Source organism: Paraburkholderia phymatum (assembly GCF_038900715.1).
Taxonomy (GTDB): domain Bacteria; phylum Pseudomonadota; class Gammaproteobacteria; order Burkholderiales; family Burkholderiaceae; genus Paraburkholderia; species Paraburkholderia phymatum_A.
In genome coordinates, this window is sequence record NZ_JAYMRZ010000004.1 from 228,222 (window position 1) to 255,058 (window position 26,837).

Below are 26,837 nucleotides of genomic sequence, written 5' to 3' on the forward strand. Positions count from 1 at the left end.
AAAAGATTCAGTCTTTGCCGACCGATCCCGTGGCGAATTCGTTAGTGATTCGACATTTATACGAGCACCGTGAGAAGGAAATGCATTCGCATATAACAAGGTGTTTGTAATATCCGGAGATGGCTGCAATGCCAATGCGCGTTACGATCGGCAGATCTTCCCAACCAGTGTCGACGGCGTGAGGCAGCGTCTTGAGCAGGTCAACTTCATATTTCCAGTGTGGCTGCGTAGTACGACAACGCTAGCAACTCGTGGGGCGAATGGCCGTTTGGCGCGCGTAGCGGCCGTCAGAATATCTGTGCGAGGGGGCGCGCGAATGACGCCTCATGGCCCGAACTCAGCGGCCTCTCCGGTGTTTCCCGATATTCCACGATGAACCTTTGGTTGTTGCCCGATTTATTCGTCCGCTAGACAGATTTTTAGCAAGCTGCAATCGAAAGAATTCTATTTGTCACAAAGCGTTGCGCTCACGCGCGCAATGACAAACCTTGACAGAACTGATGTGAATATTCGAATAGGGTTACGGGTTTGGTTTATCTGTAATCCATAAGAATATGAACAACAGGTCGTACCGGCTGATCTTTAGCCGGATTCGCGGAATGCTCGTGGCCGTCGAGGAAACCGCAACCGCTTCGGGAAAATCGGGCGAGACGTCCGCTTCAAAGTGCAAGTCGGGCGTACAGGTGATTGCCTTGTCGCTGCGCAGTCTCGTCGCGCTGCTGATGGCCGTCGCGCCCGTGCTTGCGTTCGCGCAGATCGTGCCGGGCGGCGCGCATGCGCCTGGTGTCATCACGACGCAGAACGGTATCCCGCAGGTGAACATCAACAAACCCTCGGGCTCGGGCGTGTCGATGAACACCTATAACCAGTTCGATGTGTCGAGCCGGGGCGCGATTCTCAACAACTCGCCGACGATCACGAACACGCAGCTTGCGGGCTACGTGAATGGCAATCCGAACTACGGGCCGAACGATTCGGCTCGGGTGATCGTCAACCAGGTCAACAGCAGTTCGCCGTCGCAGCTGCGCGGCTATCTCGAAGTGGCGGGCCGCAGCGCCGAGGTTATCGTCGCGAATCCGAATGGGCTGCTATTAGACGGCGCGGGCTTCATCAACACGTCGCGCGCGGTCATGACCACGGGCACGCCGAACTTCGCACCTGACGGTTCCGTGTCGGGGTTCAATGTGACCCAAGGCAACATCACCGTGCAGGGCGCGGGGTTCAATGCTTCGAACGTCGATCAGGTTGATCTGTTGGCGCGTGCCGTACAGGTCAACGCCGCGATCTACGCGAAGAACCTGAACGTCATCACGGGTTCGAACAACGTCGACTATGCGTCACTGAACGCCACACCTATTGCGGGTAACGGCCCCGCGCCTGGCGTGTCCATCGACGTGAGCAAGCTGGGAGGGATGTACGCAAACCGTATCTGGCTGGTGGGCACGGAGAACGGTGTCGGCGTATCGAACCGGGGTGTGCTCGCAGCACAGGCGGGCGATTTGATCCTGACGACACAGGGCAAGCTCGTGCTCGCGGGACAGACGAACGCGAGCGGTAACATCGCGGCGAGCGCGCGCGATGGCATCGACAACAGCGGCACCACTTACGGGCAGCAGAACGTCAGCGTGAACACGTCGGGCGCGCTCACCAACAGCGGCACACTCGCCGCGCAGCAGAACACGACGCTCAGCGCGGGCAGCGTCGCATCGACGGGCACGCTCGGCGCGGGCGTGAACAGCGACGGCACGATTGCGAGCGCGGGCGACCTGTCCATTTCGTCAACGGGCGCGGTCACGGCTACGGGCCGTAATGCGGCGGGTGGCAATGCTGCACTGAGCGGTACGTCAGTGGATCTCTCGGGCAGCAGTACATCGGCGAACGGCGCGTTGACGCTTTGGGCGAGCGCGGGTGACGTGAACCTGTCGGGCGCGACGACGACAGCGGGCACGACGCTCAACGCGAGCGCAACGGGCACGCTCACCAACGACAAGGGCGCGTTGTCATCGGGCGGTGCGCAGACCCTCACGGCAGGCGCGCTGTTGAACCGCAACGGACAGATCGTGTCGGGCGGCGCGCTGACGGCGAACGTCGCGGGCGCAATTTCGAACCGGGGCGGCACGATGCAGGCTGCGGGCGCGCAGACGTTGCACGCGGGTTCGATCGACAACACGAGCGGTCAGATTGCCTCGCTGAACAGCGACGGCCTGAATCTGACGACGACCGGCCTGCTGAACAACGGCGCGGGTGGCACGGTCGGCGGCAACGGTAGCGTGACCTTGCAGACCGGCCAGTTCGTGAATGCCGGTTCGATCACGGCGGTACAGACGCTTATCGCGAGCACCACGCAGACGCTCTTCAACAGCGGAACGCTTGCGGCCAACAACAATGTGACCCTGTCGGCAGGCACGACACTGAGCAATACCAGCACCATCGCGGCCGGTCATCTTGCAACGCTCACGGCTGCAACGTTCGACGACAGCGGTGGCACGACCAGCGCAGACCAGATCGCGCTGCACGCGACGAACCTCGTCAACCATAGCGGCAGCATCACGCAGACGGGCACGGGTGCGACGACGATCGACGTGACTGGTACGCTGGACAACGCCAGCGGAACGCTCCAGACGAATGCCACGGACCTGACGCTCTCGCCCGCTGCACTCGTCAATGACCAGGGCACGATTGCGAGCGCAGGCACAGGCACGCTTGCGGTGAACACAGGCGTACTGTCGAACAACGCCGGTACGATCGCGACGAACGGTGCGCTGAACGTCCATGCGGGCGCGGCATCGAATCGCGGCGGCACGCTCGCGGGGCAGTCGTCGGCCACGCTGAACGTTGCGTCACTCGACAACAGCGCGGGCGGCTACGTCGGCGCGCAGTCGGTATCGGTCACGGGCGCGGGCACGCTGAACAATGCGGGCGGCACGATTCAGGCAAGCAGCACGCTGGGCGTTTCGGCGCAGTCGGTTGCCAACGACGGCGGCACGATCGCCAACGGTGGCACAGGCGCAACGACAGTCGCGGCAAGCGGCGCGATCTCGAACACGAACAGTGGGCTGATCGGCGGCAACGGCGATGCGTCGGTTTCTGGCGGCAATGTCGACAACTCGGGCGGCACGGTCGTCGCGGGCGGTGCGGCTTCCTTGCAGTCAGGCGGCGCGCTCGTCAACCGTGCTGGCCTGATTCAGGGCGCGGGTAACGTAATCGCGTCGGCGCAAGGCGCGATCGACAACACGGGCGGACAGATCGAAGCGGACGGCGCAACGGCGACGCTCGCCGTCGCGGGCGCATCGCTCGACAACACGAACGGACGCATCGCCAACACCGGCACGGGCGCGACGATCATCAGCGCGAGCGCCATCACGAACAGCAATGTGGGCGGAACAGCGGGCGCGGGCACCATCGGCGGCAACGGCGACGTGACGGTGAACGTGCAGACGCTGTTGAACACGAACGGCGCACAGGTGCTGTCGGGCCACGACCTGGCATTGAACGTCGCGCAACTCGCCGACAACACGAACGCGACGCTCTCGGGCGCGAACAACGTCACGCTCAACGCACCGGGCGCGGCTGTCATCAATGCGGGCGGCTCGATCCACGGCAACGGTGCGGTTGCACTCAACACGGCGTCGCTGGACAACACGAGCGGACGCATCGGCAACGACCAGGGCAGCGGCGGTAGCGTCGCGATCAATACGGGCACGCTTGCGAACCAGAACGGCGCGATCGGCAGCGACCAGAACCTGAGCGTCACGACGAATACGCTGTCGGGCGACGGCCGCATCATCGCGGGCAACGACGGCACGGTTACGGTCAACGGCGACTACACGCTCGATGCCGCCAACGTGATTCAGGCGAACCACGACCTGACGTTCACGACGGCGGGCAACTTCACGAACCAGGGCACGCTCGGCGCGGTGAACGCGCTGACGGTGAACGCCGCGAACGTCGACAACCAGGCGGGCGCGGACATCGACTCGTCGAACACGACGGTCAACGCGCAGAACGCGATCACGAACGAAGGCCGCATCGAGGGCGATTCGGTGACGATGCATAGTGCGTCACTGACCAACACCGCGACAGTAATCGGCAATACGGTCACGCTGATCGCCGGTTCGATCGCGAACACGGGCGCAGCGGCGGCGATCGCCGCAGCGACGGCCGTTAATCTGTACGCACCCGGCGACATCACGAACACGGGCGGCGCGACGATCTTCAGCCTCGGCGATATCAACATCGCGGCAGACGGCACGCGCGACGCCAACGGCCTGCTCGCGAACCGTTCGAACTCGCTGACGAACGACCAGTCGACCATCGAGGCGCAAGGCAACATCGAAGTCGCGACGCAAATGCTGACCAACACGCGCCCCGCGCCGCTCGTCACGACGGTGACATCCGATGTAGAAACCGTTCATCAGACCAAGCGCGACAAGTACATGGCCTGCGCGACGACGAACGCCGACAACCACTCGTCCTGTACGCAGGCCGTATGGGATTACGGCTATCAGGCGCCCGTGAACGCCACGTACAGCAGCGCCGACATCGTATCGACCGCGAGCGGCCCCAACGCCACTGACCGAGTGCTGGTCGTGAACATCAACGGTCAGCCGACAACCATCTACTACAACTCGATCACGACCAACGCCGACGGCACGATCACCGTCAGCTATTGGGACGGCTACAACCCGACCGTCAACTACGACCCCGCGACCGAGTACCCGACGCGCAACGACGCGCACCACGGATACCAGCGCGTCGAAGTTGCGCGCGATACGACCACCACCACGCAGCAGGACCAGGCGACGGGGACGCAGGCGCAGCAGGCGCAACTGGTCGCGGGCGGCAACATGATGCTTGCCAACGTCGGCACGGTGAACAACGGCTATAGCGCGATTGCAGCGGGCGGCTCGATCCAGATTGGCAGCAGTGAGCAGAACGGCACGCTCGACAGTGGCAGCAGCGGCACCTATGGTGGGACGACCGTCAACAACACAGGACAGACGCTCTACCAGTACCAGCGACAGGACATCGTCTCGACCTACGCCTGGAACGAGGACATCACGCGCGACGTGGGCCAGGTAGTCGAGCCGTCGATCGTGCTGTCGCCGGTTGCGATCGGCGGCACGGGCGGCACGATCGTCGCGAATAACGCCGTGCGGATCAGCGCGACGACCGTCAACAACACGAACGTCGCGGCAGCGAATTCGGCGACGGGCGCAACGGGCGGCACGCTCGGCGCAAACGGGGCCGTAGGCGGCGTGACAGGCGGCAGCACGCAGACTGTCAATCTCGCGACGGGCCAGACGCAGACCATCAACGCGCCGCAGTCGGTCGCGGGCGCGACTGGCGCGCTGAACATCACGTTGCCGAAGAGCGGCCTGTATACGTTCAACACGGCGCCCGGTGCGTCGTATCTGATCGCAACCGATCCGCGCCTGACCAGCTATACGAACTTCATGTCGAGCGACTACATGCTCGGGCAACTAGGCTGCGATCCGTCGAAGGTGGAGAAGCGCCTGGGCGATGGTCTGTATGAAGAGCAGATGATTCGCAATCAGGTCACGCAACTGACGGGTCGCGTCTATCTTCAAGGCTATACGAACAACGAAGACGAATACCGCGCGCTGATGACCAACGGCGTGAACGTCGCGAAGGCGTTCAATCTCGAACCGGGCATGGCACTGACGGCTGCGCAGATGGATGCGCTTACGAGCGATATCGTGTGGCTCGTCAACCAGACCGTCACGCTGCCGGATGGCACGACGCAACAGGTGCTTGCGCCTGTCGTCTATCTGGCCCATTCACATGCGAATGATCTACAACCGACCGGCGCACTGATCGCGGCCGATGACGTCGAGATTCATGCGACGGGCAGCGCCGTCAATTCTGGCGTCATCAAGGGCGGCTCGCAGACGGTGATCAGCGCGACCGACATCGTGAATCGTGGCGGCAAGATCGGCAGCAGCGGCGCGAACGGGACGACGGTCGTGTCCGCAACGAACGATGTGGTCAACGCATCCGGCCAGATCACGGGCAACCGCGTCGCTGTGCTTGCCGGTCACGACATCACGAACACGACGCTGGTCGACACGGTCGGTGTGAGTTCGTCAGTTGGCAATAGCAACGTCAACCAGACGTTGCTCGGCGCACAGGGCACGATTGCATCGACGGGTGACATGGTCGTATCAGCGGGTCACGACCTGAACGTGCGTGGCGCGAACATCAGCGCGGGCGGCAATGCGCAGATTGCGGCGGGTCACGACATCAACGTCGATACGGTCGAATCGCAGACCTCGCAGTCGGTCACGAAGAACGCGAACCATCATTGGGAAGCGAATAGCACGCTAAATGAAATGAGCGGCATCAGCGCGGGCGGCAGCCTCGCGATGCAGAGCGGCAACGACATGACGTTCAAGGGTGCTGCGGTCAGCGCGGGCGGCGACATGGCGGTTGTGGCGGGCGGCAATCTGACGGCGACGACGGTCACGAATACTGCGTCGTACAACAACGTCGCAACCGATGACAGGACGCGCAAGGAAGTCGACCGGAGTTACGACGAACAGGCTGTTGGCACGTCGTTCAAGGCAGGTGGTAGTGGCACGCTGGCCGCTTTAAGTACCGATGCGAGCAAAGGCAATGTGACGTTTACAGGCTCGTCGCTGTCGACGGATACGGGCGCGGCCAATGTCATCGCGAGCGGCAATGTCGCGATCAACGAGGCGCACGAAGAACACGACAGCTACACGGCGACGGAATCGAAGCGCGGCAGTTTCCTTCACGGTTCGACCACTGACACGATGCAGAGCACCCAGGCCAACATCAGCGTCGGCAGCACTGTATCCGGCGATTCCGTCAACGTCAGCGCCGGGAAGGATCTGACGGTGAAAGGCTCAACCGTCGCGGGCACGAATGACGTGAATCTCGCAGCGGCCGGCAGTGTGAATATCACCACGTCGCAGGATACGCAGACCTCGTCGAGCTACTACCGGAAACACGAGTCGGGCATTGGCACAGGCGGAGGCATCGGTATTTCAGTCGGCAGCAAGACACAGATGGATGCGGCCAATAACGCGCAGGTAACGAACAACGGCAGTCTTGTCGGCAGCATGGACGGCAGCGTCCATATGTCAGCGGGCAAAGACCTTCATGTGACCGGGAGCGATCTGATCGCGGCACAGAATGTCACCGGCACAGGTGCGATCGTCACGATCGACTCGGCCGTCGACACGATGCACCACGACGAGACGCACGAAGTCAAGCAAAGCGGTTTCACGCTTGCGATCAAGGCTCCCGTGATCGATGCGGTATCGAACACTGTCAATCAGGCGCGCGCGGCGAGCCAGAGTCAGGACGATCGCGCGGCGGCGTTGCACGGCATTGCGGCGGCGAGCGGCGCGCTCGACTCCATCGGTGCGGCGGGCGCGGCAATGGGCCAACTTGCCAACGGACAAACGCCATCGGTCAAGATCGAACTGAGCTATGGCAGCAGCCACAGCAAGAGCACGTACACGGAAGACGGCACCACGAACCGGGGTTCGACCGTAACGGCGGGCGGCACTGCCGCGTTTGTCGCGACGGGAAACGGCACGCCAGGCAGCGGGAATGTCACAGTTGCCGGTTCGAGCGTGAACGCTAACGACGTGATACTGGCGGCAAAGAATCAGGTCAATCTCGTCAATACGACTGATTCCGACTCAACGCGTAGCACGAATGAATCCAGCAGCACGAGCGTCGGCGTGTCGTATGGCACGCAGGGCTTTGGTGTCGACGCTTCGATGTCGAAGGCGCACGGCAACGCGAACAGCGATTCGGCGATGCAGAACAACACGCACGTCAATGGCGCAGAGCGCGTGACCATCGTGTCGGGTGGCGATACCAACATCATCGGCGCGAACGTGAACGGCAAACAGGTGTCGACCGACGTTGGCGGCAACCTGAACGTCGCGAGCGTGCAGGACACGATGACGAGCAGCGCGCATCAGCAGAGCGCGGGCGGAGGGTTCAGCGTCAGTCAGGGTGGCGGCAGTGCGAGTTTCAGCGCACAGAACGGCAACGCAAGCGGCAGCTATGCGGGCGTCAACGAACAGGCCGGGCTTCACGCAGGCTCGGGCGGGTTCGACATCAACGTGAAGGGCAACACGGACCTCAAAGGCGCGACGATTGCAAGCGACGCGGACGCATCGAAGAACACGCTGACGACGGGCACGCTAACCTGGTCGGACGTGGAGAACCATTCGGAATACAGCGCACACAGTTCAGGCATCAGCGCAGGCGCGGGCGTGGGTGACGGCGGCAACAACTACACGACGCATGGCCCAACGTGGGGCAAGAACACGGGCGGCGCGCTCCCCGTATTTGCGAACGATAGCGGTAGTGAAAGCGCGACGACGGCAAGCGGCATCACCTCGGGCACGGTCAACGTGACAGACGGCGCGCACCAGACGCAGGACATTGCGAGCCTGAACCGTGACACGTCGGCCACCAACGGTACGGTTGCGAAGACGCCCGATATGAGTAACCTCCTGGCTAACCAGTCCGACCTGATGGATGCGACGACGGCCGCAGGCGAAGCCGTGGCACGACGCATTGGTGACATTGCTGATTCACAGCAGAAGGCGGCGCAGGCGCAGGCCGACGCAGCGAAGAGTGCGGGCGACATGGACGCATACAACAAGTACCAGGCACAGGCGGATTCGTGGGGCGATGGCGGATCGAACCGGATTGCGTTGCATGTCGCTGGTGGCGCGCTCACAGGTGGTCTCAGCGGCATGGGCGCGATTGGCGGCGCTGTCGGCGCAGGCGTTGCGGCAAAGATGGCGGGCCAGCTCGACGAACTGGCGCACACGTTCAGCAACGGACAGGACATTGATCCGGGCCTGGCTGCCGGGAACCTCGCGACCAATGTCGTTGCTGGCGTAGCTGGCGGGCTCGTGGGCGGCGGTGCCGGTGCGGTGACGGCGGCCAATGTGGATCGTTATAACCGGCAACTTCACGAGGACAACAAGGCGCAGGAAAAAGTACTTGCGAAGAAGCTCGCCGATGGGAGTGGCGGTAAGTATACGGAGCAAGCCATTGAGAACCAGATGGCGTTGATGGACCTGACGGTGAACGACCAAACGGAACTCGGAAGCGTTCGCGTAGCGGTGGGCAGTAAGCCCGACGACGGAACTACCTGGGTACTGTATGGCGTGAATCAGGCGGGTCAACAGGTGTGGGGACAATCGCTTCCTTCGGGAGACGCTGACTTACAGAGCTACATTGCGAAGAATGCTAGCAGTATGAGCGGCGGAACACTTAGTTACGAGCCGACAACGCAGGCATATAAGCAATATTCTGCGGGGATTTCCGGGACCGTAATGCTTCCGCTAGTTGGTGCGGGCGGTGGCGTGAATGTGGGTGTCCAAACGGATGGCACGCTCGGGGGAACATCGCCGTATATTCAAGTGCAGGCAAACGGCATGGCGAGCGGTGGCGCGTATGCGGGCGTCGGTGGCGGCGTCGGCATCAGTCGCAGCAACGGGCCAATCACGACAGGCAGCAGCACCGGAGGCTATGCCGAAATGGATGCAGGATTTGGAGCATCGGGCGGCGCCAATCTTGCCATTAACGACGATGGCACTATTGGAGGCATCGGGGGTGCAGCACCCGTGAAGGTTTTCCCAGGAGTCGGTTATGGCGCTGGCATTGGAGCTGGTAAATCGACATCATCAACCTTGGTGCTCCCTTCACTCAACGATATTCTCGGACGTAAGAAATGAGACCACGACTCATATCGATGTTTCGTTACCTTTTGGAGTTTGTCGCCTTTTACGCGCTCGCATTTGTGGTCGAGCATTTTATCGATCCTGCAAAGGCCGCATTTCAAGCAGGTTTGGCAACGTTTTTTCTAACCTGTGCTTGCTTGATAAGTCGTCCTTCCGCACCGCATCAGCTATTTTGGCTGATGACACGTCCGGCGATTCTCCTCGTATCAGTCATCGTGGTGGGATTCGGGGCATTGGGAGGGCGAGAACCGGATCTCAGCGTCCTAGCACCAGGAGTCGGTTTATGTCTTATTGGCGCGGCCTTTGCCGACCGAGTGGAACGCGCACGACGGAATAAGTAGACAAGGCAAACGCAATATTGGGAAATAAGGATGATTCGACTTTTCGGCCTGCTGCTATTTGCTTTTTTTGTCGCTTCTTTGCTTCGCGACAGTTAAGGCATTTGTAGTCGTTGTGACCGTGTTCGTCTACGGCGGTCACTACTCCTGGGGTGTCGAGGATGTCCGGTTCATCCTGATTGTAGGCGCATGTTTGGGTGTAGTTTTTTCGATCTTCGTTGTTATCCAGTACATGCGCACGCGAAAGTAACGGCTAGAAAAACTTAACCTTCGCGTCGAAATAGAACACTACGGCGGCGGTCACACAGACCGCTTGCCGCACGACAAGCAGAATCAGGAACCCAGTTAAACAATGAAACTCAATAAGAGGCTGGCGGCTTTGCCGCTCACAGCCCTGGTATCGCTCGCGTCCAATGCGCAGCAGGCACCGACGCCCGCAGACACGGCCACAGCCGCACGCGCGAACGCCGAGCAGAACCAGCAGCTACAGCAGCAACGCGACGCACAACAGCGCGCGCAGACGGTCAACGCTCCAGCCGTGCGCTCCACGGCACCGAAGGCCGAAGGCTTTCCCGTACTGCCCACTGAGTCACCGTGCTTCCGTATCGACACGTTCGCGCTCGACGTACCGGCGACACTGCCCGATGCGATGCGCAATCGGGGGGCGTCTGCATTACCGCTCGATCCGTTCGCATTCGCGCACGAATGGCTCGATCACTACAAGGGCCAATGCATCGGCAAGGCCGGACTCGACGCGCTCACGAAGGGTCTGCAACAGGTCATTCTCTCGCACGGCTATGTGACGACGCGCGCCCTTCTGCCCGAACAGGACGTATCGACAGGCGCGCTGAAAGTTGCGCTCGTGCCTGGCGTCGCGCGACATCTGCGCTTTGCCGACCCAGACACACGCGGCACATGGAAGTCCGCATTTCCTGCACGCGATGGCGATCTGCTAAACCTGCGCGACCTCGAACAGGGCCTTGAACAGATGAAGCGCGTCGCATCGCAGGACGTGGACATGAAGATCGAGCCAACCGAAGCACCAGGCGAAAGCGACGTCGTGATTACCGTAAAGCGCTCGAAGCCCTGGAACTTCGTCGCGTCAGTCGATAACTCGGGCACGAAAGAAACGGGCAAGTGGCAAGGCAATATCAGTGTTGGGCTCGACAATCCGCTCGGGCTAAACGACGTGCTGACGTTTGGCGCGAACCAGGACCTGTCGTTTGGCAACAAGACGCTCGGTTCGCACGGCTTCAATGGCTCGTATTCCGTGCCGTGGGGCTACTGGACCGCGACACTGTCGGGCAACACGAACACGTACTATCAGAACATCGCCGGCGTGAACCAGACGTTCGTATCGAGCGGCAATGCGCAGACGGCGGCGCTGCGTCTCGCGCGCGTGCTCTCGCGCGGCCAGAACGATGTCTTTGGCGTGGAGTTCCAGCTATCGAAGCGCTTCGGCGAGAGCTTCATCGACGGCACGACCATGCCGATCCAGCACCGCAACAACACGTTCATCGAGGCGGGACTGACTGATCGCCATTACTTCGGCGCATCGCAGTTCGACGGCACGCTCGCGTACCGACAGGGCATTCACGACCTCGGCGCAACGGGCGACCCTGACCCGACGCTGTATTCCGCAACCGACGACAGCAAGCCGCGCCCGACCTACCTGTACAAAATGGTCGTGCTCGACGCAAACCTGTCGGTGCCGTTCGCTATCGCTTCACAGAACTTCCGCTACGTGACGACCTTTCACCGGCCAGTACACGAACGACACGCTGTTTTTCATCGACGACCTGACCATCGGCAGTCGCTACACGGTGCGCGGTTTCGACGGCGATACGATGCTTGCGGCAGAGAAAGGCTTTTACTGGCGCAACGAACTGCAATGGCCGATCGGGCAGACAGGACACGCGCTCTACGCGGGAATCGACTACGGACGCGTATTCGGGCCGAACACAGCATTTCTGGCTGGCTCGCAACTCGCGGGGGCGGTCATCGGCATTCGCGGCAGCGTGCCGGCGAAGTATGCTGCGCTCTCGTACGACCTGTTCGCGGGTACGCCGATCTACAAACCACCCGGCTTCCCCACCGCGCGCGTCACGATCGGAGCCCAGGCGACCGTACAGTTCTGATCCACCGTCGAACGTGATCGAAGGCGCAAGAATGCGCAATCCATCGCGGACACCATAGCGGCTGCTAAAGTCCTGCACAACACAGCCGTTAACGCAGTCACGCATTTCCAGCGCCTGCGACTCCACTCATGCCTCGCCCCGAAGAACAGCCGCCCCGCCAGCCCGCTCACATCGACTCACGGACCATCGCCGCCATCGTGGTCGGCAACGGCTTCGTCGCCTACGACTTCACGGTCTACAGTTTCTCGGCCGCGTTGATCGGCAGTCTGTTCTTTCCATCGGCGAACCCCGCGTCATCGTTTCTGCTGTCGCTTGCGACGTTCGGCGCGGGCTTCGTCATGCGTCCGCTCGGCGCGCTGATGATCGGCCATATCGCCGACAATCGCGGCCGCCGCGCCGGCATGAGCGTGTCGCTCGCTTTGATGACCGTCGGCACGTGGATGATCGCCTGTCTGCCGACGTACGCGACCATCGGGCCCATATCGACCGTGCTGATCGTCGTCGCGCGTCTGATGCAGGGGCTCGCCGCAGGCGGCGAAATCGGACCGGCATCGGCGTCGCTGATGGAGTCGGTTGCCTATCGGCATCGCTGCTTCATGGTGAGCTGGCGCGGCGCGAGCCAGGGCGCGGCGGCATTCGCGGCGGCGCTGATCGGCGCAAGCACCACGGCATTGCTGTCGCACGAGGCGATGCAGGCGTGGGGATGGCGCATCCCGTTCGTGCTGGGCGGCTTCATCGGGCCCGTCGGCTGGTATCTGCGCAGCCGGATGGCCGCCGCCGAAATGCCGGCCGCGCGCGAACCGCTATCAGCGCGCCTCTTCACCGAGCACGCGCGGCCGCTCTTCTGGGGCGTCCTGATGATGGCCGCGCCCACCGTCAGCATCTACGTGACGGTGTTCTACATGCCGTCGTACCTCGTGCGCACGCTGCATCGGCCCGCCGCGATCAGTCTGCTGACGGGCTGCATCTCCGGGCTCGTGATCCTCGTCGTCACGCCGCTCGTCGCGCGCATGGCCGACCGGCTCGCGAGCCGCAAGACGCTGCAATACGTGACGCTCGCGGTGTCGATCGCGGCGGCATGGCCCGTGTTTCGGGCGCTGCTCGACGGTGCAAGCGATATTGCCGCGCTGCTCATCATCACGGCCTTCGTCGCGTTCGCGCTGAACAACGCGGGCGCCGGCTCCGTGCTGATGATGGAGGCCTTTCCGCGCCACCGACGCGCAGCTGGACTCGCTGTGATCTACAGCGTCGGCGTGGTGGTGTTCGGCGGCTTCTCGCCGTTGATCGTCACGTGGCTCATCGACTCGACGGGCAACCCGATGGTGCCCGCGTGGTATCTGATCGCGGCGATGGCGCTCTCGCTAGCCGGGCTGACGCGCTTTCCCGAGCACGCGCAAGCTGCTCCGACACGGCGATGACGGCAGCCGCGCCACGCGCGCCGCTCACTCGCGCTCGCGTTGCAGCGATTGCGCGCGGGCGCGCAAGTCCTGCGGGCTCATGTCGAATGCGCGGCGAAACGCGCGCGTGAAGTCCGACGCGCTGTTGAATCCGAGCCCATACGCGATGTCCATCACCTGAAGCTGCGGGAAGCGCACGAGCTCGTCGGCGGCCTCGCGCAGCCTCTGGTTGCGTATGTACGCGCCCAGTCCGCCTTCGTGCTCGAACCAGCGGTAGATCGTCGCGCGCTTGAGTTGCAGCGTCTGCACGACGCTCGCAGGCGACAGATCGGGCCGATGAAGATTCGCGTCAACGAAGCGCCGCACCCGCGCGAGCACGGCGGCCTGCAGCGCGGCGCGTCCCGCGCCCGTCAGCGTCGCGTCCTGCCGGAACGCGGCGATCAGCAACTGGGCGCCCGTTTCGAGCGCGCGCGCCGCTTCATCGGGCTGGGCGTCACGAATCGTCGCCGCGACGTCCGCGAGATGATCGCGCGCCGCGCGGGCGAGCGGCGCGCCGAACGGCAGGGTCCGGCCGTGGATCGACTCGCCGTCCGCGAGGCCCGCATCGATCGCATGCTGGGGCACGAACAGCGTCAGCACGCGGCACGCGGGGCGCTCGACGTGAAACGGCTGATTCAGGTCCATCGCCACGATCCCATGCACCGAATCGGCCTCGCTGCGTTTTCGGTGCATGCCCGAGATGCGTCCCGTCTCGCCTTCCAGATACAGATGGAACGCATAGTCGCGGCGCGTATCCGTGGAGACGCGCGCGATCGAGCGTTCGAGCACCATTGCGTCGGTTTGCGAATCGGTGAAAAGCGCGCCGCCAACCCGGTAGCGGTCGATGTGCGCGCCGAACCCTTGCGTCAGCTGGTGCCGCGAAGGCGGCACGTCGACTACGTGTCCGACCCGCGTGCGCCAGGCCAGCACCTGTTGATCGGGCGCGAGCGCGTGCGTGCTGAAGCGGTCGATCAGCAGCGACGTATGCGGTTCGGTCTCCGGCGGCGGCCGGTGCGGATCGGGGCGCTGGGTCATGGTTCGGTGCGGCGGGTGCTGCGTTGCAATTCGAGGCGTATAACGAGCCGCCGGAATTTCTGTGGCTGCTGCAGAGAACTGAGACGCATGGTAAAGCCATTCTTAAAAGTCGCGCTATCGTTGAAAGAAAAAAGGCCGGACGGGTCGTGCGGCGTTGCCTTGCATTTCAAGCGAGGCATCGTGGGCGCGGCTGCGCAGCCCCGCTGTCGCCGAGGACAGTCGAGCGCGGCCCGTCTGACGGCTTACGGGGTAACGAGCGGGGGCTCAATGACGATCACGAAAGCGGAAAGCGCGACGGATGTCGCGGCACGACAGTCGGCCAGCCTGGCGGACGCGGAACTGGACCATCTCGAACGGATGGTGCAGTACATCGTTCGCCGCACGGAAGCGGACGACACGGACGACACGTCCCGGCTCGACTACGAATACTGGGGCAAGCGCCTGCGCGCGCTGACGCAGACGCACGATCTGGTGGCGACGCAACGACAGCGGATCATCGGCCTGCTCGATCTGCTGGAGCGCGAAATGCTGTACCGGTCGCGCCAGACGGCCGCGTGAGCGGATCTTCATCGCCGCACGCGATCGACCGCGCCGCATGAACAGGGCCGGTGCCGCCCCTGCGCGCGGGCGCCTTTCAATCTCCTCTCGCCTCGTTTCGCCGCGCCGTCACAGCGTGGCGCGAGTGCGCCATCGCTGATGATTCGAGTGCATCAGCTGCCCGACGGGCATATCGGGCCTAGCGCCTTATTTCGTCGATACGCTCGGGAAAAGCGTGCGAGCAACTGTCAAATGATGCGAAATCGCATCACAAATCGGCGACTTGCGGCGTTTCGCGTCCACGCTGCGCGGTGACGGACGGCGGGTTGTGTTTTAATCACGCCTGCCGCTGCTGTCTTCAACGTATCCGATTTCCAGCTTCCATCCGATGTCCGCTGTCGTCAAATCCGAATTGCTCGAAAAATTGTGGGTCCGCATGAGCGAACGCGGCGATTTCCCGCTGCTGTCGCAGGCGCTGCGCTCGACCGTTTCGGCGATGAGCGACGACGACCTCGACTTCACGTCGCTCGTGCAGGTCGTGCTCTCGGACGTCGGTCTCACGCAAAAGGTGCTGCGCCTCGCCAATTCGGCGATGTATGTCGCGTTCGGCGGCAACATCACGACCGTGACCCGCGCGCTGATGGTGCTCGGCATGGATACCGTCGGACATCTCGTCGTCGGGATGAAGATCGTCGATCACTTTCATCAAAGCGTGCCGCACCGGATCGACGCGAAGCTCGAACTCAACCGCGCGCTGCTGTGCGGGACGGTCGCGCGGTGCATCACGGAGGGCGTCGATCTGCGCATCGCCGAAGAGGCCGTCGTCTGCACGCTGATGCGGCAGATCGGCAGGCTGCTGGTCGCGTTCTATCTGGAAGGCAAGTGGGAGCAGCTGCGCCGCACAGCCGAGAGCGAACGGATCGACGACAGCGAAGCGTGCGTGCGCCAACTGGGCGTGAGTTTCGAGGACATCGGCGCGGAGGCCGCGCGCCGCTGGCGGCTGCCGGAGACGATTTTCGCCGGCATGCAGTCGCTCGGCGCGCCGTCCGACGAGCCTGCGTCGGACCATGTGCGCTGGCTGCGGGCCGTCAACAGCTATTCGACGGAAGCGGCCAACGCGCTTGCCGCCCACCAGTCGGGCGACGGCCTGGAAGCCGTGCTCGCCGAGCTTGCCGTCCGCTATAGCGACGAGCTGAAGGTCGATGCGCCGAGGCTCGAAGCGCTGAGCGCCGCGCTGATCGATGAAGAGAGCAGCGAGGGCCTGATGCAGGAAATCGCCGAGTTGCGCGCGCACGCCGATGCGATCGTGAGCACCGGCAACTCCGCGCATGCGCGGTTGAGCGCGGGTCTCGAAGACCTGCGCGCGCTGCCGTCCAGCAAGACGCTCGCGCCCGTGCTGACGCTCGCTTCCGAGGCGGTTCTGGCGGGGCTTTCGCTGTCGCGCACGCTCGTGTTCGTGCGCCAGGCCGACGCGCGGTATCACGCGCGAATCGGCTTCGGGCACGACATGGAGCGCATGCTGCCGACGCTGAATTTCGGCGCGGGGTTCCAGCCCGATGTGTTTCATCTCGCGATCGCGAACCCGGTGGGCATCTTCATCGAAAACGCGCGCGAACCGCGGATGGAGGCGCGCTTGCCGGACTGGTTCAAGGCGCATCTCGCCGACGCCCGTGCGTTCGTGCTGCTGCCCGTGAAGGCGAAGGACACGACGGTCGCGCTTCTTTACGGCGACTGGACCCAGACACAGCCCCTGCACAAGATCACGCAGACGGAGATGGCCATACTCAACGAGCTGACGCGCGAGTTGAGCCGGTTCTTTTCGGGTGCCAACCTCGAAGCCGTCGACATGCTTTGAGCGCGCGGGCCGCGAATTCAGGGGCCTCGCATCCGTTTGCCGATGCACGCGCGTGGCGTGTGATGAACTGCTAGCGCAAATCAGCGCGCCCAGCCAGCGAGCAGCGCCGGCAATTGCACCATGTCTTCGAACACGTCCGCGACACCGGCCGCGCGCAGCGCTTCCTTCGAGCTGTGGCCTTTCTCGCCCGGGCTGTAGCCGAACACGGTCGCGCCCGCCGCGCGGCCTGCCGTGGCGCCCGTTACCGTGTCTTCGATCACCGCGCAGCGCGACGGATCGACACCCAGACCCGCCGCCGCCGCGAGATACACGTCTGGATGTGGCTTGTTGCGCGGCGTTTCATGGCCGCTGAAGATGCGCCCTTCGAAGTGATCGAGCACACCGATTTTCGCCAGTTGCAGGCGCACCTTGTGGCGATCCGCGCCCGATGCGACGGCGATGCGTCCGTCCAGCCGAGCGTGCAGCGCGCCGACCGTCGCGGCGATGCCGTCTATTGCCGTCACGTCGCGTTCGAGCGCGGCATTGCGCCGTGCGCGGAACGACTCGATCCATGCCGCCGTGATCCTGACGCCCGTTTTCGCTTCGATCAGCGGCGCTTCGTCCATGACCGTCTTGCCGATGAAGATCGCCATCGCTTCGTCGAGGCTCAGATGCCAGCCGAGTTCGCCGAGCATCGTCGCGAGCACGGCGGTGGTAATCGTCTCCGAGTCGACGAGCACGCCGTCGCAGTCGAATAGCACGGCATCAAACGGAAAAGCAGACATCGTTGTCCCTTGTGGTCGGTCGAAACCCGCAAGCGTACCGCGACTCGGGACAGTGTGCTCCGAAAGCGGCCACGCGCCGTGCGGGCGCTGCGGCCGCGTCGAACGATCAGAACTTGTGACGCAGGCCGATGCGCGTCACGAACTGCGTGTTCGCGCCCGCATTGCCGATGAACGACGACGACGAGCCGATCTCCGCCTGCACGGGCACATTGCGGCCCGCAACGGTATTGCTGCCCGATGCCTTCTGATAAATCGCGAGCACGTAGACATCGGTGCGCTTGGACAGCGCGTAGTCGACGGCGCTGTTGATCTGATGCCACTTGCCTTCGAAACGGTCGTCGAGCTTCGAGAACGTATAGCCGAGGCCCGCCGACAACGCCGGCGTGAACGCGTACCGGCCGCCGATCTCATAGTTGTTCAGCTTCGACGATGCGCCCGTGAGCGGCTCGAACTTCGTGTGCGTCCAGTTCGCCCACACGAGGGCCGCTGCGATCGTGTAGCGCGCACCGACGCCGAACGTCTCGAGATCGCGCAGTCCGCCCGTGTTGACGTTCGCGATGCTCACGCTGAACGCGGGCGTTGCGCCGTTCGGATAGCGGATGTTCGTGTAAGCCGCGCCGATGCCGAACGGTCCCTGCGCGTAGTTGGCGCCGAAGCTGTATGCGCTCGACGAGCCTTGCGTGGTCGTCGTGCCGACGGTCGTGGTCGGCGTGCCGGCGAACAGCGTCGAGTTCGAGAAGCCGTACATCGCGCCGAACGTCAGACCCGCGAAGTTCGCGCTGCTGAATTTGACCGAGTTGTTGATGCGGCTCGACACCAGCTGGTCGAGATCGTTGATGTGATACGCGTAGTTGCCGGCAGGCGTCTGGCTGCCCATCGTGTAGTTGCTGCCGATGTACTCTGTCGAGAACGTGTACTGGCGGCCGAACGACAGCGCGCCGATGCTGTCCTTCGATACGCCGACGAACGCTTGCCGGCCGAACAGCGCGCCGCCCTGGCCCGATGTGCCATCGCCGCTGCTGAAGCCGCTTTCGAGCACGAACAGCGCCTTCATTCCGCCGCCCAGGTCTTCCGCGCCGCGCAGGCCCCAGCGGCTGCCCGAAGCGACGCCGTCGCCGTATTTGACGACGCTGTCGTGTCCCGTCGAGGTCGCGACCTTGTTCGCGTAGGTGATACCCGCATCGATCAGCCCGTACAGCGTGACGCTGCTCTGCGCGTGCGCTGCCGTGGCGAAACACCCGAGGGCCGCGACGGCCAGGAGGGTCTTCTTCATTCTTCTTCCTTTTGTTGTGGACGCATGTGTCTCGACTGACGAAACACGCGTGACGTCGGTGATGAAAAACGTGCGGCTGCTTTCATTGCGTTGTCCGCCTTGAATCTTTGACCGCATCGACCACTTACAAAGGCTTGAAACGTCGCGCCATGCGAGGGACTCATGCGCGCGCGATCGTTCGTCTCGATGCCTGTGTGTTCCTGCTGGAGCGGCGCGCCGTAAGACAGCCGCTGACGTAGTCGGCGCCACACATTGTTAGGATGCCGAAGCGCAGACGATAACGACGCATTGCTTCATCGACGTAGGCCGGACGAGGGTATTCCGGTTTTCGTGGAGCAGAGGGATGAATGGAGCGTCGAGCCGACCCGGGGATCTGCCCGTATGGCTTTAGAGCGGCGAATATACCGATTTGTCAGTATGCCGTAAACGCTTACGAGCGACTGTAGTCTTTTGTCAACACAGCCCACAGCGGCCCTACCAAAGAACGGCTTTCCGTGCCTGACGAACTCGCTGCGCGCGAATTCAGTCGGAATCCTCATATGTGAATCGAAGTTCTATTGCAGCGCAACGAAGCGCAAGTTTCATATGCGCCTGGTAAATCCGCATTGCTTGGCCTAGGCTTATTAGAGCCGGCCTCCGGGGCGAGAAAAGGCGTCACGGTTCTCCCCGATTTTGCGCAGCCGACCGTTCCGACGAAGCAAATCAACGCTTTTAATTTTTAAGCTTTTGTTGTTTGAGAAGGGTTGCGCGATTGTGCCTGTGCACGCCGTTTTGGGTGTGGAAGAACGACGAATTTCAGTGCCCGCAATTCTCAAGCAATAAGAAGCGGAGGAGACGCTCATGCCCACATCCCCCCGGTACTTCGCCGTCTTCGTTCCCTTGCTCGTCGCAGCTCTCGCGCCCGCCGCGTCGAACGGCGCCGACGAAGTGCAGAATGCTGCGACCACGACGTCGGCGCCCGTGCCTTCGACGTTCCAGCCCGTCGCCCAGGCGCAGCTCGACGGCGCGGCCAGCAATTCGTCCGACTGGCTGCATTCGAACGGATCGTATGCGCAGACACGCTTCTATCCCGGCACGCAGATCAACAAGTCGAATGTGTCGAAGCTGAGGCCCGTCTTCATCTTCCAGACGGCCGTCAACGAGTCGATGGAAACAGCGCCGATCGTAAAGAACGGCGTGATGTTCATCACGACATCGTTCAATCACGTGTACGCGGTGGATGCCGTCACGGGCAAGGAATTCTGGCACTACAAGCACAAGATGGGCTCCGTGACGACGTTCTGTTGCGGGCCCAACAATCGCGGCGTGGCGATTTCCGGTGACAGGCTCTACATGGGCACGCTCGATTCGAAGCTGGTCGCGCTCGATGCGAAGACGGGCAACGTGCTGTGGCAAAGCCAGATCGCCGATCCCGATCAGGGCTATTCGGAAACGATGGCGCCTGTCGTCGTCGACGGCAAGGTGCTGATCGGCACGAACGGCGGCGAGTACGGCATTCGTGGTTTCGTGAAGGCGTTCGATGCGAACTCCGGTCAACTGCTGTGGACGTTCTACACGATTCCGGACAAAGGACAGGAAGGCGTATGGGCGACGAAGGACGCAACGGGTCGCGACGAGCATCGCGACATCGACGCGGAGAAGAAGCAGCTCGCGGACAAGGGCGGCGACTTCTACAAGACGCTGGGCGGTGGTGTCTGGATGGCGCCCGCCGTCGACCGCAAGACACATACGGTGTACTTCGTCGTCGGCAATCCGTCGCCTGACCTGTATGGCGCGATCCGGCCGGGAGACAACCTGTACACGGATTCGCTCGTCGCGATCGATCTGGAAACGGGCAAATACAAATGGCACTTTCAGTACGTGCCGCACGACGTGTGGGACCTCGACGCCGCCAGTGCGGCGATCCTGGTCGACGTCCGCGATACCAACGGCAAGATGATTCCGGGCGTGATCCACGCGGGCAAGACAGGGCACGTGTATGTGCATGATCGCGCGACGGGTCGCCTGATCCGTTATTCGCAGGCCATGATTCCGCAGGAGAACATGTGGACGCTGCCGACGCCGCAAGGCGCACGGATGCTGCCGGGCGCGAACGGCGGCGTCGAATGGTCGCCGATGGCGTTCGATCCGCAAACGCGTCTGGCGTACGCGGCCAACCTGCATCAGCCGATGACGTATCAGGTCGAAGAAACGCCCTATCCGGGCGGCAGCAAGCTGTGGCTCGGCGGCGCGTTCAAGGTGATTCCGTCCGAAGAGCAATGGGGCAAGCTGTCGGCTGTCAACGTCGACACGGGCAAGGTCGTGTGGGACTTCAAGACGGCGCAACCGCTGATCGGCGGCGTGCTCGCGACGGCGGGCGGCCTCGTGTTCAACGGCGAGGGCAACGGCCTGTTCCGCGCGTTCGATGCATCGACGGGCAAGAAGCTGTGGGAGTTCCAGTGCGGAGCGGGCGTGAATGCGCCAGCCGTGTCCTATAGCGTGCATGGCAAGCAGTACATCGCCGTCGCGGCGGGCGGCAATACGCAACTCGACTACAAGCGCGGGAACGCCGTGCTTGTCTTCGCGCTGCCGTGATGGGGGGCGCGCGGGAGGTTCCATTCGCGCGGCGCGGCGGGTGCCTCGCGCGCCGCGCATGCGCGGCCCTGTTGTGCATGAGCGGCATGCTGTGGCCGCTCACCGATGCGCGTGCGGATGCCGAAGCCGGCAAGACGAAGGCGCAAACGTGCGTCGCGTGTCACGGGCCGATGGGTAATTCGACCGATCCGCAGTATCCCGTTCTCGCGGGGCAGACTGCGCGATATATGTATCTGCAACTGAAGGACTTCAAGGAAGGACGCCGCAAGGACCCGCGCATGTCGCCGATGGCCGCGAACCTGTCGCGCGACGATATGCAGGATCTCGCCGACTATTTCGCCGCGCAAAAGCCCGCGCCGATCGCGTTCAAGGCGGACGGCGCGGCCGTCGCTGCAGGGCAGAAAAAGTCTGCCGACGAGCTCTGCACGTCGTGTCATCTGGGCGGCTTCTCCGGACAGAACGAGATACCGCGCGTCGCGGGTCAGCAGTATCAGTACATCGTCAAGCAGTTGCAGGACTTTCGCTCGCACACCCGCACTAATGACGCGGGCAATATGGCGAGCGTCGCGCGCAATCTGACCGACGACGATATCCGTAACCTCGCCAGTTACATTGCGAATCTCCAGTAGCGCCAGGGAGGCGAGATGAGACAGACGGTCGGATATGTTGCACGTGCATTGCTCGTGTCGTGCGCGCTCGCATCGGCGCCGCCGTCGCCGGCGCTCGCTCAGGATCAGGGTGAAACGAATCGCCAACTGCTTGCTGCCGCGAAAGACGGCGATCGCGCGAGCGTCGATGCGGCGCTCGGACGTGGCGCATCCGTCGATTCGGAAAACCGGATCGGCGATACGGCTCTGATCACCGCGTGCAAGAAGGGCGACGTCGCTATCGCGCGCACATTGATCGAACATGGCGCGAACGTGAAGCATGCCGACGCGCCGGGCATCACAGCGTTGATGGCAGCCGCGTATGGCGGCTATGAAGAGATCGTCGCCTTGCTGCTCGCGCACGGCGCCGATCCGATGGCGACGGACCGCGTCGGCAAGACCGCGATGGAATACGCAGCGGGCCAGGGGCAGACCCAGGTAGTGAAGCAGTTGCTCGACGCCGGTATCGACGTGAACCGGCAGTACAAGAACGAACTCACTGCGTTGATGTGGGCCGCGGGCTACGACCGCGCCGACACCGTGAAGCTGCTGCTCTCGCGCGGCGCGAACGTATCGCTAAAGGACAATCGCGGAATGACGGCAATGGACATTGCCGCGCAGACGAAGTCGAATCAGGTCGCGGGCTTGTTGTCCGTGCACTAGCCGTCGTGTAGCTGTTGCTACTAAGGGCGCTCGACGGTTGCTAACCAGCGCCCTTATCCGCTTTCAACGCGCCTCGCACGAAGCCACGCACGGCGGCCAGAATCTTTCGCGCCTCAGCGGGATCTTCGGTCGCGCGCGCCAGAACCATCCCACCGATCATCGCCGCCAGCGCGCCCGTCGCCTCACGCGTTCGCTCGCCGCGCTGTTCCGCGCGGCTGCGCTGCCCGAGCCAGCGCAAATAGGCTCGCACGTTGTCGCTACACGCGATACGCGCAAGGTCGTCGGCGCGCGCAAGCTCCGTGCCGCACGCGGCAAGCACGCATCCACGGTCGGGATGCTCGCAATGGATGTTGCTGAGATAGGCGTCGGCAATGTCGGCCAATGCGGCTGTCTGCCCATCCTTCGCGGTGGTTGCCGTCCTGTCGAGCCAGGCGAGCGTTTCGTCCGTCGCGTGTGAAAGGGCCTCGGCGATGAGCGCCTCCTTCGATTCGAAATGCGCGTAAAAGCCGCCGTGCGTCAAGCCGACGCTCTTCATGATGGCTGCCACGCTCACGCCGTCCGGTCCGTGTTCGCGAATTGCGCGCGCGGCGGCTTCGACGATCCGGCCCCGCGTCGCCTGTTTGTGGTCTTCACTCCACGGCATGAATGCCTCCCTTTCTTTGGTTGACAAAATATGATGAGCGACATATTTTGTCAATATGATGGTCGTCATATTGTAGGAGGCTGCGATGATCGACGTGATAGGTGCGGTCGTGCTGGGGACAGTGTCAGCGCTCGTGGTATTCGTCTACCTGCATTTTTCTGCGTGGACCGCGAGGCAGCGCGCCGTCGCGGGCGGCGCGTTCGGCGTATGGTTCGCATTGGTCGTGGCATGCGGCGCGACAGGCGTGCTGGGTGCCGCGCGTGGAATAGGGCCGGCGGGACTGGGCATCGCGGTCATCGTTCCATTCGCGGTGCTTTCATACCTGAGCACGCGGCAAGGCGCGTTGCGCGATGCACTCGGCGCGATTCCCTTGCCTGTGCTGATCGGCGTGCATGCAATGCGATTGCTGGGCGTGTTGTTTGTCTTGCTCTTTTGGGAAGGCAGGTTGCCCGCACCGTTCGCACCTGCGGCGGGCTGGGGCGATGTGACGATCGGCGCGTTGGCGTTACCAGTCGCCTATATGGCCGCGACGCGGGCGCCGGCATGGCGCGTTGCAACGCTGATCTGGAGCGCGCTCGGACTGTTCGATCTGGCGGACGCCATTTTTCTGGGCGCGGCTTCGTCGTCGGGCATTCCCTTTGGCTTTGCCAACGGCGGCACGAGCAGCGATCTGATGACGACGTTGCCGTGGATTCTCATTCCGTGCTTCAACGTACCGTTGCTCGCACACCTGCATGTTCTGATTTTTCAACGGCTGTTGCGCTCGCAAAGCGCGAGCGGGCACGGACGGACCCTTGCGCGTCATTCGACATGAGTCGAATCCTCAACGCCGATGCGCGTCACAGACCCAGCAGCGCGCGCACATGCGCGCGTGTGCCGCCCGCAAGCCCCTCTGTGCTGTACCCGCCTTCGAGTATCGACACGATGCGCCCGTCGCATGTTTCGTCGGCGATGCGCGTCAGCTCGCGGGTGATCCAGTGAAAGTCGCCATCGTCGAGACGCAACGCGGCCAGCGGATCGAGCCGATGCGCGTCAAAACCGGCGGAGATGATGATCAGCTCGGGCTCGAAGTGGCGTATGGCCGGCAACATTTCGGCTTCGATGCGCGTGCGAAACAACGCGGAGTCGCAACCGGGCGGCAGCGGCACATTGACGATGTTGTGGCTCACGCCCGTTTCGGCGGCCGCCCCCGTGCCCGGATAAAGCGGCGATTGATGGCTCGACGCATAGAAGAGTTCGGGCCGGTTGTAGAACGCGGCCTGCGTGCCATTGCCGTGATGAACGTCGAAATCGACAACCGCGACGCGCTCCAGCTTGTGCACGTCATAAGCGTATGCGGCCGCAATGGCAGCCTGATTGAAGATGCAAAAGCCCATTGCGCGTGACGGTTCCGCGTGATGCCCGCAAGGACGCGTCGCGCAGAACACGTTGCGCGCTTCTCCGCCGAGCACGGCATCGACGCCCGCGCATGCCGCGCCCACGCAGCGCATCACGGCTTCCCACGAGCCCGGCGACATCACGGTATCGCCGCCATCGAGCGGCATGTAGCCGTGTGTCGGCGCGATGTCCGCAACTTCGTCGATGAAGTCCCGCTCGTGGATGAGTTGCACCTGTTCTAACGTGCCCATCGGCGCGTCGCGCCATTCGAGGGCGGCGAACTCGGGCGCGCGCAAGGTATTCAGGACCGTCTTCAGACGTTCCGGCGACTCCGGATGATGCGGACCCGGTTGATGGTTCAGGCAGGCGGAATGCGTGTAGACGAGGGTCGAAGGCATAGGTGCTGATGTCCGGCGGGACGGGCATCGTCTCCTTGTTCGCTAGGGGTTCGCTAAAGGTTCGCTAAGTGTAAGGTCGCGTCTGTCGCGCGAAACAATAAAAGAAACTTTGGCAGGTCATAGGCTTTAGTTTATGGCGCAAGACCGACGTGAGGACCGACGCATTCAATGACACAGCAAAATCGAAACGCGTCGCGATGCCGCGAGCACCTTCCATTCGCGGCTGACCCAGGAAACAATTGCATTCGTAACCGTGCGCTATAACGGTTCTATGCGAATGCAAATCAGGAGGCGTCGTGTCGATTGACGTGGAGAGCTTCACTCCATTCTTTTCTCTTGCAGGCGGTATCGTCATCGGCGTCGCGGCCGCCGTGCTGGTGCTTTTCAATGGACGAATCGCCGGTATCAGCGGCATTCTCGGCGGCCTGCTGGGTTCGTCGCGCGACGATTCGGGCTGGCGCGCGGCGTTCATCGCGGGACTCATCGGCGCGCCCATTCTGGCGAGCGTGTTCGGCAGGCCGATATCCCCTGACATTCAGGCAGGGTGGGGCGAAATCATCGTCGCCGGTTTTCTCGTGGGCGTCGGCACGCGCTACGCGAGCGGCTGCACGAGCGGCCACGGCGTCTGTGGCATTTCGCGCGGATCGATCCGCTCGCTGGCCGCGACGGCGACGTTCATGGCAATGGGCTTCGTCACGGTGTTCGCGCTGCGGCATCTGGTGGGAGGCTGAGTTGAACGTGCTGACTGCGTTAGTGGCCGGGCTGCTGTTCGGCGTCGGTCTGATGGTGTCGGGCATGGCCAATCCGGCAAAAGTACTCGGCTTTCTCGACATCGCGGGACGATGGGACCCGTCGCTTGCATTCGTGATGATCGGTGCAATCGGTATCGCGTCGGTTGTTTTTCTGCTCGCGAAACGCCGCGCAAGATCGCTGCTCGGCTTGCCGATGCAAATACCCGCTAGCACTGCCGTAACGGCAAGGCTCATTTTCGGAAGCGCGGTCTTTGGCGTAGGCTGGGGCATCGCCGGATTCTGTCCTGGGCCGGCACTGGTCGCGCTCGGCGCTGGGTATCCGAAAGCCTGGGGTTTCGTCGCCGCGATGCTGGGCGGAATGGCCGTGTTCGAACTGATCGAGCGATTGCAGCGTCGCCGGCAGCATGCATGAGCGGGTTCTTGTGAGGCCCCGTCAAGGATATGCTGCGGCAGTACGAGCTGTTCGACAGATTGGGCGGGGCGAGCTTCTTTCCCACACTCGGCGTGGCCGTGGACAAGTATCTGGAGCATCACCACGTGGAGTGGCGCGACTGGGACGACGGTGGCGCGGAGCCCATGCGAGAAAAGGGAGACGATAAAAAAACCCCGGCGCCCTAAGGGGCCGAGGTTTAGTGCCTGCCAC

General features: G+C 63.0%; 17 protein-coding genes and 1 pseudogene. 13 read left to right on the forward strand and 5 right to left on the reverse strand.

Annotated elements, in window-relative coordinates; genetic code table 11:
* The first annotated feature begins 554 nt into the window (after positions 1–554).
* The 4 genes and pseudogenes from VSR68_RS09735 (at position 555) to VSR68_RS09750 (ending at position 13,658) form a co-directional block, all read left to right on the forward strand.
* Positions 555–9,758, forward strand: coding sequence for a hemagglutinin repeat-containing protein (locus VSR68_RS09735; protein ID WP_342939632.1), 9,204 nt, complete (start codon positions 555–557; stop codon positions 9,756–9,758).
* Positions 9,759–9,775: 17 nt separating this feature from the next.
* Positions 9,776–10,105, forward strand: a complete 330-nt coding sequence (locus tag VSR68_RS09740; protein WP_342939633.1) for a hypothetical protein — start codon at positions 9,776–9,778, stop codon at positions 10,103–10,105.
* A 349-nt stretch (positions 10,106–10,454) separates the two neighbouring features.
* A pseudogene (locus VSR68_RS09745) lies at positions 10,455–12,240 on the forward strand (ShlB/FhaC/HecB family hemolysin secretion/activation protein).
* Positions 12,241–12,368: 128 nt separating this feature from the next.
* A complete protein-coding gene (locus tag VSR68_RS09750) occupies positions 12,369–13,658 on the forward strand; it encodes an MFS transporter (RefSeq protein WP_342939634.1) in 1,290 nt (429 codons plus the stop codon).
* A 24-nt stretch (positions 13,659–13,682) separates the two neighbouring features.
* Here VSR68_RS09750 and VSR68_RS09755 read toward each other — a convergent pair whose 3' ends face one another.
* On the reverse strand, positions 13,683–14,711 hold the full coding sequence (locus VSR68_RS09755) for an AraC family transcriptional regulator (RefSeq protein WP_342939635.1): 1,029 nt from the start codon (positions 14,709–14,711) through the stop codon (positions 13,683–13,685).
* Between the two features lie 267 nt (positions 14,712–14,978).
* Between VSR68_RS09755 and VSR68_RS09760 the strand changes: the two genes are divergently transcribed.
* Positions 14,979–15,269 carry a hypothetical protein gene (locus tag VSR68_RS09760; protein ID WP_342939636.1) on the forward strand — a complete coding sequence of 97 codons (291 nt, stop codon included), beginning with the start codon at positions 14,979–14,981 and terminating at the stop codon, positions 15,267–15,269.
* 367 nt (positions 15,270–15,636) lie between these two features.
* Positions 15,637–17,103 (forward strand): HDOD domain-containing protein, encoded by a 1,467-nt coding sequence (locus tag VSR68_RS09765; RefSeq protein ID WP_342939637.1) that lies wholly within the window; start codon positions 15,637–15,639, stop codon positions 17,101–17,103.
* Positions 17,104–17,183: 80 nt separating this feature from the next.
* Here the strand turns inward: VSR68_RS09765 and VSR68_RS09770 are convergent, their stop codons facing one another.
* Positions 17,184–17,867, reverse strand: a complete 684-nt coding sequence (locus tag VSR68_RS09770) for an HAD family phosphatase (RefSeq protein WP_342939638.1) — start codon at positions 17,865–17,867, stop codon at positions 17,184–17,186.
* A 106-nt stretch (positions 17,868–17,973) separates the two neighbouring features.
* Positions 17,974–19,140: a porin gene (locus tag VSR68_RS09775; RefSeq protein ID WP_342939639.1), complete on the reverse strand. Its 1,167-nt coding sequence runs from the start codon at positions 19,138–19,140 to the stop codon at positions 17,974–17,976.
* A gap of 840 nt (positions 19,141–19,980) precedes the next feature.
* Here VSR68_RS09775 and VSR68_RS09780 point away from each other — a divergent pair.
* From VSR68_RS09780 to VSR68_RS09790, 3 genes are all read left to right on the forward strand, one after another.
* Positions 19,981–21,714: a PQQ-dependent dehydrogenase, methanol/ethanol family gene (locus VSR68_RS09780; protein ID WP_342939640.1), complete on the forward strand. Its 1,734-nt coding sequence runs from the start codon at positions 19,981–19,983 to the stop codon at positions 21,712–21,714.
* A gap of 77 nt (positions 21,715–21,791) precedes the next feature.
* Positions 21,792–22,343 (forward strand): c-type cytochrome, encoded by a 552-nt coding sequence (locus tag VSR68_RS09785; RefSeq protein ID WP_342939641.1) that lies wholly within the window; start codon positions 21,792–21,794, stop codon positions 22,341–22,343.
* A 15-nt stretch (positions 22,344–22,358) separates the two neighbouring features.
* On the forward strand, positions 22,359–23,024 hold the full coding sequence (locus tag VSR68_RS09790) for an ankyrin repeat domain-containing protein (RefSeq protein ID WP_342939642.1): 666 nt from the start codon (positions 22,359–22,361) through the stop codon (positions 23,022–23,024).
* Between the two features lie 40 nt (positions 23,025–23,064).
* On the opposite strand, the gene VSR68_RS09795 is transcribed toward VSR68_RS09790, so the two are convergent.
* The gene (locus VSR68_RS09795; protein WP_342939643.1) at positions 23,065–23,667 is read right to left on the reverse strand and encodes a TetR/AcrR family transcriptional regulator; all 603 of its coding nucleotides are present in this window, start codon (positions 23,665–23,667) and stop codon (positions 23,065–23,067) included.
* A gap of 85 nt (positions 23,668–23,752) precedes the next feature.
* On the opposite strand from VSR68_RS09795, the gene VSR68_RS09800 reads away from it, so the two are divergent.
* Positions 23,753–24,481: a hypothetical protein gene (locus VSR68_RS09800; RefSeq protein WP_342939644.1), complete on the forward strand. Its 729-nt coding sequence runs from the start codon at positions 23,753–23,755 to the stop codon at positions 24,479–24,481.
* A 25-nt stretch (positions 24,482–24,506) separates the two neighbouring features.
* Here VSR68_RS09800 and VSR68_RS09805 read toward each other — a convergent pair whose 3' ends face one another.
* A complete protein-coding gene (locus VSR68_RS09805; protein ID WP_342939645.1) occupies positions 24,507–25,442 on the reverse strand; it encodes a histone deacetylase family protein in 936 nt (311 codons plus the stop codon).
* Between the two features lie 296 nt (positions 25,443–25,738).
* Between VSR68_RS09805 and VSR68_RS09810 the strand changes: the two genes are divergently transcribed.
* From VSR68_RS09810 to VSR68_RS09820, 3 genes are read left to right on the forward strand one after another with little or no spacing between them, the layout of a single operon-like run.
* Complete coding sequence (locus VSR68_RS09810; protein WP_342939646.1) at positions 25,739–26,173, forward strand: YeeE/YedE family protein; 435 nt, start codon at positions 25,739–25,741, stop codon at positions 26,171–26,173.
* A gap of 1 nt (position 26,174) precedes the next feature.
* Positions 26,175–26,606, forward strand: coding sequence for a YeeE/YedE family protein (locus VSR68_RS09815; RefSeq protein WP_342939647.1), 432 nt, complete (start codon positions 26,175–26,177; stop codon positions 26,604–26,606).
* 29 nt (positions 26,607–26,635) lie between these two features.
* Positions 26,636–26,812 (forward strand): hypothetical protein, encoded by a 177-nt coding sequence (locus tag VSR68_RS09820; RefSeq protein ID WP_342939648.1) that lies wholly within the window; start codon positions 26,636–26,638, stop codon positions 26,810–26,812.
* The last annotated feature ends 25 nt before the right edge of the window (positions 26,813–26,837 follow it).

Coding starts and splice junctions, on each gene's coding strand:
- VSR68_RS09735 (WP_342939632.1), top strand. CDS start 555: ATGAACAACAGGTCGTACCGGCTGATCTTTAGCCGGATTCGCGGAATG.
- VSR68_RS09740 (WP_342939633.1), top strand. CDS start 9,776: ATGTTTCGTTACCTTTTGGAGTTTGTCGCCTTTTACGCGCTCGCATTT.
- VSR68_RS09750 (WP_342939634.1), top strand. CDS start 12,369: ATGCCTCGCCCCGAAGAACAGCCGCCCCGCCAGCCCGCTCACATCGAC.
- VSR68_RS09755 (WP_342939635.1), bottom strand. CDS start 14,711: ATGACCCAGCGCCCCGATCCGCACCGGCCGCCGCCGGAGACCGAACCG.
- VSR68_RS09760 (WP_342939636.1), top strand. CDS start 14,979: ATGACGATCACGAAAGCGGAAAGCGCGACGGATGTCGCGGCACGACAG.
- VSR68_RS09765 (WP_342939637.1), top strand. CDS start 15,637: ATGTCCGCTGTCGTCAAATCCGAATTGCTCGAAAAATTGTGGGTCCGC.
- VSR68_RS09770 (WP_342939638.1), bottom strand. CDS start 17,867: ATGTCTGCTTTTCCGTTTGATGCCGTGCTATTCGACTGCGACGGCGTG.
- VSR68_RS09775 (WP_342939639.1), bottom strand. CDS start 19,140: ATGAAGAAGACCCTCCTGGCCGTCGCGGCCCTCGGGTGTTTCGCCACG.
- VSR68_RS09780 (WP_342939640.1), top strand. CDS start 19,981: ATGCCCACATCCCCCCGGTACTTCGCCGTCTTCGTTCCCTTGCTCGTC.
- VSR68_RS09785 (WP_342939641.1), top strand. CDS start 21,792: ATGAGCGGCATGCTGTGGCCGCTCACCGATGCGCGTGCGGATGCCGAA.
- VSR68_RS09790 (WP_342939642.1), top strand. CDS start 22,359: ATGAGACAGACGGTCGGATATGTTGCACGTGCATTGCTCGTGTCGTGC.
- VSR68_RS09795 (WP_342939643.1), bottom strand. CDS start 23,667: ATGCCGTGGAGTGAAGACCACAAACAGGCGACGCGGGGCCGGATCGTC.
- VSR68_RS09800 (WP_342939644.1), top strand. CDS start 23,753: ATGATCGACGTGATAGGTGCGGTCGTGCTGGGGACAGTGTCAGCGCTC.
- VSR68_RS09805 (WP_342939645.1), bottom strand. CDS start 25,442: ATGCCTTCGACCCTCGTCTACACGCATTCCGCCTGCCTGAACCATCAA.
- VSR68_RS09820 (WP_342939648.1), top strand. CDS start 26,636: ATGCTGCGGCAGTACGAGCTGTTCGACAGATTGGGCGGGGCGAGCTTC.